This is a genomic window from Mesorhizobium sp. WSM4806, from assembly GCF_055811635.1.
Genome location: NZ_JBVVQZ010000047.1, coordinates 1 through 6553 on the forward strand (window position 1 = coordinate 1; position 6553 = coordinate 6553).

9 protein-coding genes and 1 pseudogene are annotated in these 6553 nt (G+C 60.0%); 4 read left to right on the forward strand and 6 right to left on the reverse strand.

Features of this window, described 5'->3' with window-relative positions; all coding sequences use genetic code 11:
- Positions 1-224 precede the first annotated feature (224 nt).
- On the forward strand, positions 225-338 hold the full coding sequence (locus AC0L2M_RS34310) for a cold-shock protein (protein WP_473537233.1): 114 nt from the start codon (positions 225-227) through the stop codon (positions 336-338).
- 362 nt (positions 339-700) lie between these two features.
- Here the strand turns inward: AC0L2M_RS34310 and AC0L2M_RS34315 are convergent, their stop codons facing one another.
- On the reverse strand, positions 701-1165 hold the full coding sequence (locus AC0L2M_RS34315; RefSeq protein WP_473537234.1) for a Ros/MucR family transcriptional regulator: 465 nt from the start codon (positions 1163-1165) through the stop codon (positions 701-703).
- Positions 1166-1404: 239 nt separating this feature from the next.
- Here AC0L2M_RS34315 and AC0L2M_RS34320 point away from each other — a divergent pair, with 239 nt between their 5' ends.
- Positions 1405-1707: a DUF982 domain-containing protein gene (locus AC0L2M_RS34320; RefSeq protein WP_473537235.1), complete on the forward strand. Its 303-nt coding sequence runs from the start codon at positions 1405-1407 to the stop codon at positions 1705-1707.
- A 277-nt stretch (positions 1708-1984) separates the two neighbouring features.
- Positions 1985-2233 (forward strand): DUF982 domain-containing protein, encoded by a 249-nt coding sequence (locus AC0L2M_RS34325; protein WP_473537236.1) that lies wholly within the window; start codon positions 1985-1987, stop codon positions 2231-2233.
- Here the strand turns inward: AC0L2M_RS34325 and AC0L2M_RS34330 are convergent.
- The 4 genes and pseudogenes from AC0L2M_RS34330 to AC0L2M_RS34345 form a co-directional block, all read right to left on the reverse strand.
- Positions 2230-3637, reverse strand: a pseudogene (locus AC0L2M_RS34330) (hypothetical protein). The gene AC0L2M_RS34325 and the pseudogene AC0L2M_RS34330 overlap by 4 nt on opposite strands.
- Entirely contained in the window at positions 3591-3965 is a 375-nt protein-coding gene (locus tag AC0L2M_RS34335; protein ID WP_473537242.1) for a hypothetical protein, read from the reverse strand. Before AC0L2M_RS34335 ends, AC0L2M_RS34330 begins: the two are co-directional and overlap by 47 nt.
- Positions 3947-4102, reverse strand: coding sequence for a hypothetical protein (locus tag AC0L2M_RS34340; RefSeq protein ID WP_473537240.1), 156 nt, complete (start codon positions 4100-4102; stop codon positions 3947-3949). Before AC0L2M_RS34340 ends, AC0L2M_RS34335 begins: the two co-directional genes overlap by 19 nt.
- A gap of 213 nt (positions 4103-4315) precedes the next feature.
- Positions 4316-5137 (reverse strand): hypothetical protein, encoded by an 822-nt coding sequence (locus AC0L2M_RS34345; RefSeq protein ID WP_473537237.1) that lies wholly within the window; start codon positions 5135-5137, stop codon positions 4316-4318.
- A 227-nt stretch (positions 5138-5364) separates the two neighbouring features.
- Between AC0L2M_RS34345 and AC0L2M_RS34350 the strand changes: the two genes are divergently transcribed.
- Positions 5365-5658 carry a sunset domain-containing protein gene (locus AC0L2M_RS34350; protein ID WP_473537238.1) on the forward strand — a complete coding sequence of 98 codons (294 nt, stop codon included), beginning with the start codon at positions 5365-5367 and terminating at the stop codon, positions 5656-5658.
- Positions 5659-5867: 209 nt separating this feature from the next.
- Here the strand turns inward: AC0L2M_RS34350 and AC0L2M_RS34355 are convergent.
- A partial coding sequence (locus tag AC0L2M_RS34355; protein WP_473537239.1) for a GIY-YIG nuclease family protein occupies positions 5868-6553 on the reverse strand: 686 nt, incomplete at its 5' end.

Sequence of the window (6553 nt, forward strand, 5' to 3'; positions counted from 1 at the left end):
CAAGGGTTTTGGCTTTGTCAAATTGCCGGAGGGCATCGAGGCCTATCTGCACATCCGGGTACTTGAGGCGGCCGGGAGCAGCGGCGTTTCCGAGGGAACGCGTCTCAAGGTCACGCCGGAAGAAAGTCCCAAGAGGTCACCAGGTCTCGGGAGTGCTGTAGGTCGGCGATCAAACCGCGAGAACTCAACTACGCGTTGCGCTGGAAAGTCCACCGCCGGGACGGGTGCCCAGTCGGAGAGCGAGGGCACCGTTAAGTGGTACAATCCCCCAAAAGGGCTTCGGCTTCATTGCTCCTGAAAACGGTGAGAGCGACATCTTCGTTCATGCCCCGCGCTGACCCGCTCAGGACTCAGCATGCTGATGGAGGGTCAGAAGGTGTTTGTTCAATGCGGGCAGGGCAAGAAAGGCCTGGAAGTTCGGGGAATTCGCCTCGCTTAGAGCCAAATGCGTTGGCCTTGGGAGCGAAATCGCGCCTCAGACAAAGAAAAAGCCCGCTGCCGGGAGGAGGTGGCAGCGGGCTCTATTTCGAATGAGACGCGGGAGGAGGTGCGCCCCATTCAGCGTCGGCATCACATCTGGGAGGAGTAGATGGCCGACAACATGATCATACCGATAGCCGCGGATATTGCAATGCACAAATTTTATATCGCAGGTGCGAAATGATGCTGGATCCGCTTAATCGATCCTGAAAAGGTGCGGTCAGACTGCGGCTTTCTTGCGGGCACGCTTGGCAGGTGCCGGCGCTCCCGGTTCCTTCGGCTTGCGGCCCAGACCCATGGTCTTGGCCAATGCCGAGCGCGCCGCAGCGTAGTTCGGCGCCATCATGGGATAGTCCGCCGGCAGCCCCCATTTCGCGCGATATTCGTCGGGCGTAAGGCCATAGTGGGTAGCCAGGTGACGCTTGAGCGACTTGAACTTCTTACCGTCCTCAAGGCTGAGAATGTAATCGGGTGTAACCGATTTTCTGATCGGTACGGCAGGCTTGAGAGCTTCCGACTTTTCTGGTGCGGCACCACAAGTAGTGCCTTTCAATGCGATGTGGATCTGGCCGATAAGCCCAGGCAGTTCACCGACGGGAACCGGATTATTCGAAACATAGGCTGAGACGACATGGGCGGTGAGTTCGATGAGGTTGTCAGCTTTCGTCTCAGTTTCTTCGGTCATGAAAACGCTCCTGCGGGCTTAGATTAGGCGGTGGAGAATCAATTCATAGCTTAAAGTGACGACCGCGTTTGATAGCAACCAAGCCATTGCACGATCTGTTGGCGGATCGCTACACACCCTACCGCAGTCGCGGATCTTCCTCTTGAACCGTCATCGCCCTGACAACACACTGTGCCAAGGTTGCCGCGTCAATGCGCCTCTTCCCGCAAATCGGGCTATTTGGAAAATTGGAGGAACGAATGAACGCTGAGGCTTTCAGCAGTCCCCTTTTCGTGAAGCGCGCTACGCACATCATCCAAGAGATTGCCAGCCTTGCGGATGCAATCGATTTTCTGAATGAATGGCCGGAAGGTCGTAGAGACCTGATCCACGAAGCCGCCCTGAGGGCATGCTACGATGCATACGATGGGCGCAAGCCGGTAAGCACGGCGCGCAATGCCTTTTTCGGCTTTGCGAAGCGGGTCGCCATATTGGAAGATCCAACCTCCGCGATGCAGTGGATCGCCGCCTGCAGTTCGGGCCGTGGAAAAGTGCAGGTGTAGACTTCGACGACGTGTTTGAGACTGGCGCGAGACGCGTCAAAGAGTGCAGTATGTCCAGGTTTCACAGCTAGACCGCGCGAATGAGAAGCAGTTCCTCACCACCGACTACAAAACCGCAAATCGCACGCAACCTGACCATGGCCAGACGCAGCTCATGGCGATCGCTTGGTCGCCAATGGCCAGGTTCGCCGGTGCAGATGCAACGGTCGCGTTCGGCTGAGTAAATAAATGGGACCCGGGGCTGTTTGCCGCATAGTGGCTGTGGAGGAGGGGAGAGATGACGGGCTTGATCAGATTTGAGAGGCCAGTCGTTGTTCAGGTTAGCCGCCGCAGCTCGGAGCGAATCCTGTTGGACGTCAACGACGCAGCCGCTATCTTGCTCCGGGATCTACATCATGAGACCAATAAACGCAGAATAGCGATGGACATCTGTCTGCAGGTGTTACGAGGTAAGACCCATCCACCAGCCGCTCGACGAGCATTCGTGGCAGCCGCGCTCGAAGCACGCATTCTGCGCAGCGATTAAGATTCAGGACGCCGCTCATGAATTTCGGCCATCTGCGTATCGCAATTGAGCGCGGTCCGAATACCTCTGCCGGCATCCGCCAGGAGCAAGCCACCCCGCTCTTTCCGCGAGGCTTTCCTGGTCCGGCGCCGGATCTCCACCATCAAAACACAAGGGGTCCGCCAGCCAGCTGTGGCCGCTCGGCTTCGCCTTCGCGGCGATCGTGATTGGAGAGGCAGACTGAGCCATCGAGCGGGAGTTTGGCCCGCTGCAGATGGCAGAGCGTAGATGCCGCCTCTAGTCTCCAGAAGTGCCGTTTGAACCTTCCCCCAGCTTAGCCCTGCATCCGGTCTCCCGGAACACGCTCCGCAGACCGGCGGCGCGTGATCGCCGATGCTTCTCCCGATGGTCGGGAGCGGGGTTTCGGCGATCAAGTTCGGGAGATGATAGTGATACTGGATAATCCCAATACGGAATAATCCGAGCTGGCTGGCGGTGAGCCGTCTCGTTTCTGGCCGGCTCATTTGAGACCGAAGCCTCCCTCGATCGCCCGCCAACGCCGGCCTCTGGAACAGCTGACTTCGACGCGCCATAACAAGGGCCTCAGCCAGGCCAAGGTGCCGAGGCGCTTCTACGATATCGCCGAACTCGGAGTAGCACATATGGGTGTGGATCTGGGTCGCATCGCCGACGGCCGTTGAAGCCAGCCGGAAGCATTCGACGGCCCAATCGAGATAGGCCTGCCAGTCGGCCTCGCGCAGCGGCAAGCCCTCGCGCAGCGGCTTCGATCTGGATCTTTGCCTTCACGCCACACGGGTGGGTGCAGAGCTATGGCTCGCTCCCGCTTTGTGCGACCCCCGATCATCATTGGAGATGTGTCCAGACAAAATCCGATGACACTACACTAGTGGCGATATCATCTTGGCGCCGGCCTTTTCGAGGTCGCTCACTTCATCGCGAATTGCGAGCGCGACCTGGCGACAGACGGCTGAGCGCGGAAGGTCGTCTCGGACGAAGGACCAGTTGAGGATCGTCACCGGGCCGGTAAGCATACCCTTCACCGGCTTCGGCGTCAGCGACTGGGCAGCCGCAGAGCTGCTCGGCGAAATACTGCACCATATCGTTGCGCTCGAATTCGCCGTGGACCAGCACGTCGAGTCCGATCTCTTCTTGCCAGCGAACGGCGGCTTCTATCTCTTTCTTCAGGAACGCCTCATAGTCGACGTAACTCAGCTCGGCTTTGGCATGAGCTGCCCGCGCCTTGCGAACCTCGGCTGTTTGCGGGAAGGAACCGATCGTCGTGGTGGGGGAAGGAAGGCAAGCCAAACGTGTCGGCCTGAAAGCTTGGAGCGCACGGCGAATGCGCGCTTCCGGCGCGTCATGACGACCTTGATGCTGGCGACCGGCCTTCGACGAGCGGATCATGCACCTTCGCGGATGTCGCGCGAACGGCGGCAGCCTCAGCCGACGCCTCCAGTTCGCCGGCGACCGGGTCCCGGCCTTCGGCCAGGGCACGGGCGAGCACGACCAGCTCGCCGGTCTTTTGCGCCGCGAAGGCGAGCCACGACTTCACATCCGCATCGAGTGCCGTCTCCGTGTCCAGGTCGATCGGCACGTGCAGCATCGAGCAGGACGGGGCGATCTCCACGTGGTCCAGCGGCCAGCCTGCGACGATCGGCTTGACGCGGTCAAGTATGGCAGGCAGGTTCGCGCGCCAGACGTTGCGCCCGTCGATCAGGCCGAGCGAGAGCACAGTTCCTTCTGCGCGAGCCGGCCGACGGTCTCCAACTGCTCTGGAGCGCGCATGAGATCGACGTGCAGTCCCGCCACGGGCAGAGAAATTGCGGTCTCGAGATTGTCTCCCAGCGATCCGAAATAGGTAGCGACCATAATCTTCAACTCGGGTGCTGCTTTCGACAGCCGGCAGTAGGCGAATTGGAGCGCATCCCGTTAGTTGGGAATCAGATCGAGCACGAGCGCTCGGACCGGTGAGGTATGGGTCAAGAGCTCGTCCGGGACGAATTTCGCCTTGTGCCCGCAGGTGCGCCACGGCGTCGGCAATATAGATCGAGTTCCAATAGACGATCGCCGCGGTGACGAGGTTCAAGCCCGACGCCCGGTATTGCTGGGCCTTATGACTGCGGTCGATGACGCCGCCCCTGTCGGAACGTGTAGATGGCCTGCGCCAATGCGGGGCAGTATTGGATCGAGCCGATCGGCGAGCGCTTCCGCTTCGCAGGGGACCGCCGTTTTGACCGGCAAGATCTGCAGCCGATCCTCGACAAAGCGCACGCCTTCGAGCTGCTCCCGTTTGAGGCGCTGCGCAAACGTCTTCAGCCGCCAGTCGAGCGCGCGGCCACGTTGTTGGAGCCATTCGTCGGCGGCGGTTGGCAGCCCGAGTTCGGCGACGATCGGCGCGGCGGCTCGCTTCGGCAGGAGATAGCTGTCGAAACGCCGATAGGCGGAAGATCGCTCGACCCAGACGTCGCTCGAACGCAGCTTGTTACGCAGGTGAGCGAGCATCGCGGTCTCGTCGAGCCGGCGATTGATCCTGCCGTCCGGCCCGATCACGAGATTGCGCCACTCCTTCTTGAAGGGCATTGGCGGATCGGGCGACACATCTCGTTTGCCCGCTCTGCTGAGATCGCGAAGCAAATGAATGCCGGCGACCGCCCGGGCGCTTCCCCGTCCGGCCTTGAAGTCGAGCGCGTCGATCAGCGCCGGCGCGAACTTTCTCAGCGTCACATAGCGGTCCACCGCCACCATGAGCGGATCAACGTCCGCCGTTTCGGCGAGTGCTGCGACTTCGGGTCTTGCCTTGAGCAAGTTCGCCCAGCCGACGGTCTCGTCGATCGCCTCGATCGGGTCAGAGTCGTTGTTGAGAGCGGTGGAAAGAGCGTCGATCATGCCGTGAAACAACAGCATCAACGGCCGACATCCTTGGCGGTGGCGGCGTAGCGCCGGGTTCTGGGCACGTCTGAAGGCATTGCCGATCAGCTTGTCGGCCAAGCCACTGGCGGAGTCCGTCAGACCTTCTTCCAGATCGATTAGGCAAGAGACCAGCGTCGCGCGCCGGCGTGATGCTGAGTAGCGCTCGAGCAGATAGGCAGGAGACGCGCGACCCTCGCGCACGAACTGTCGATATCGGTCGGATGCACGGTGGCGATCAGTTTCGCCGGAATGCCGATTTCCCTTACCATTCGCAGGCGCTCGAGGATGTCGCGGACGTGATCGGGGCTTCGCGGTCGCCGGGATTAGGCGGCTCCAGCGCGCCGGACGGCTGCAACATCAAGGGCAATATCAGCGTCGAGACGGGCGAGCGCATCTATCACATGCCTGGACAGCGCTATTACGACAAGACGGTCGTCAACCCCGCCAAAGGCGAGCGCTGGTTCTGCTCTCAATGGGAAGCGTGGTGGGCAGGCTGGCGGAAATCAAAGGTGTAGGTATCCCGGACAAGTCACAGCGCAATTCGGCTCTGGACTTACCGTCGTAGTGGACGCTGCTCGCTCGACAATGCTGTTCAGCATGGGAAACGCGACGGGCTGCTTGGAGATGATCGAGGAACTGGGCCAAGGCGCTATGCCGAGGCTGATCGGCGATATGCCAGCCCTGATCGGAAGGCCTGCTTGGGGCAGTTGAGAATGTTGGCCGTTTATCCGCGTCGAACCGTGGCTAACTTTGTTAGAACCGCCATTGGATCAAGCCCGACGTAAACCTCGTTATTGTTCGGCTCTGTACGGTGCTTTGCAAATGTGTCGCCGAGAAACTTCTCCACCTCGATGGCATCCTGAACGGATCCGATGGGCTGGTCGGTATGCAATAACCATTGTAGCTCATTGGACAAGCGAAACTTGTTGAACTCGCCCACCCGCTGCTTTGCATCTTGGGCGTGACCAATTTTCAAGACACGATTGCTTTTGCCAAGGGTGGCAATGTAGATGCTGTAGGTAGCCTCGGTGTTCGGTTCGACGGTGTAACCATTAAGCGCGAACGGGTGCTTCTGACGAAACTGCTGCATGCGAATCGCCACCCATGTGCGGATGGGCTGCAGGGCGTACGGCCACCGATAGCTGCCGTCCTCCAGCTTGTCCCAGGCATTTGTCGGCTCGATATCGAATTCGGCCGTGTCGGCCGCGCGATGGCTTATCTGCCAAACGCTGGCAACGCGCCCCTTCAATTCCTCGGGGATCTGCACGGCAGGATCTCCAGGAGTGCGGCTAACAACGCCAAAGACCAGATCGCCTTCTTGCGTGCTGCGAATGATAGTGTCCTGAAGGTTCTGCAAAAAGCTTTGGAGAGAGAACAGCCCTTGCTCTGAGGCGAGAGGCGGCCATGGCA

Bases quoted from the DNA above. Each gene is read 5' to 3' on its own strand.
- AC0L2M_RS34340 (WP_473537240.1), bottom strand. From the start codon at position 4,102: ATGGTCGCTACCTATTTCGGATCGCTGGGAGACAATCTCGAGACCGCA.
- AC0L2M_RS34315 (WP_473537234.1), bottom strand. From the start codon at position 1,165: ATGACCGAAGAAACTGAGACGAAAGCTGACAACCTCATCGAACTCACC.
- AC0L2M_RS34325 (WP_473537236.1), top strand. From the start codon at position 1,985: ATGACGGGCTTGATCAGATTTGAGAGGCCAGTCGTTGTTCAGGTTAGC.
- AC0L2M_RS34345 (WP_473537237.1), bottom strand. From the start codon at position 5,137: ATGCTGTTGTTTCACGGCATGATCGACGCTCTTTCCACCGCTCTCAAC.
- AC0L2M_RS34350 (WP_473537238.1), top strand. From the start codon at position 5,365: ATGCACGGTGGCGATCAGTTTCGCCGGAATGCCGATTTCCCTTACCAT.
- AC0L2M_RS34320 (WP_473537235.1), top strand. From the start codon at position 1,405: ATGAACGCTGAGGCTTTCAGCAGTCCCCTTTTCGTGAAGCGCGCTACG.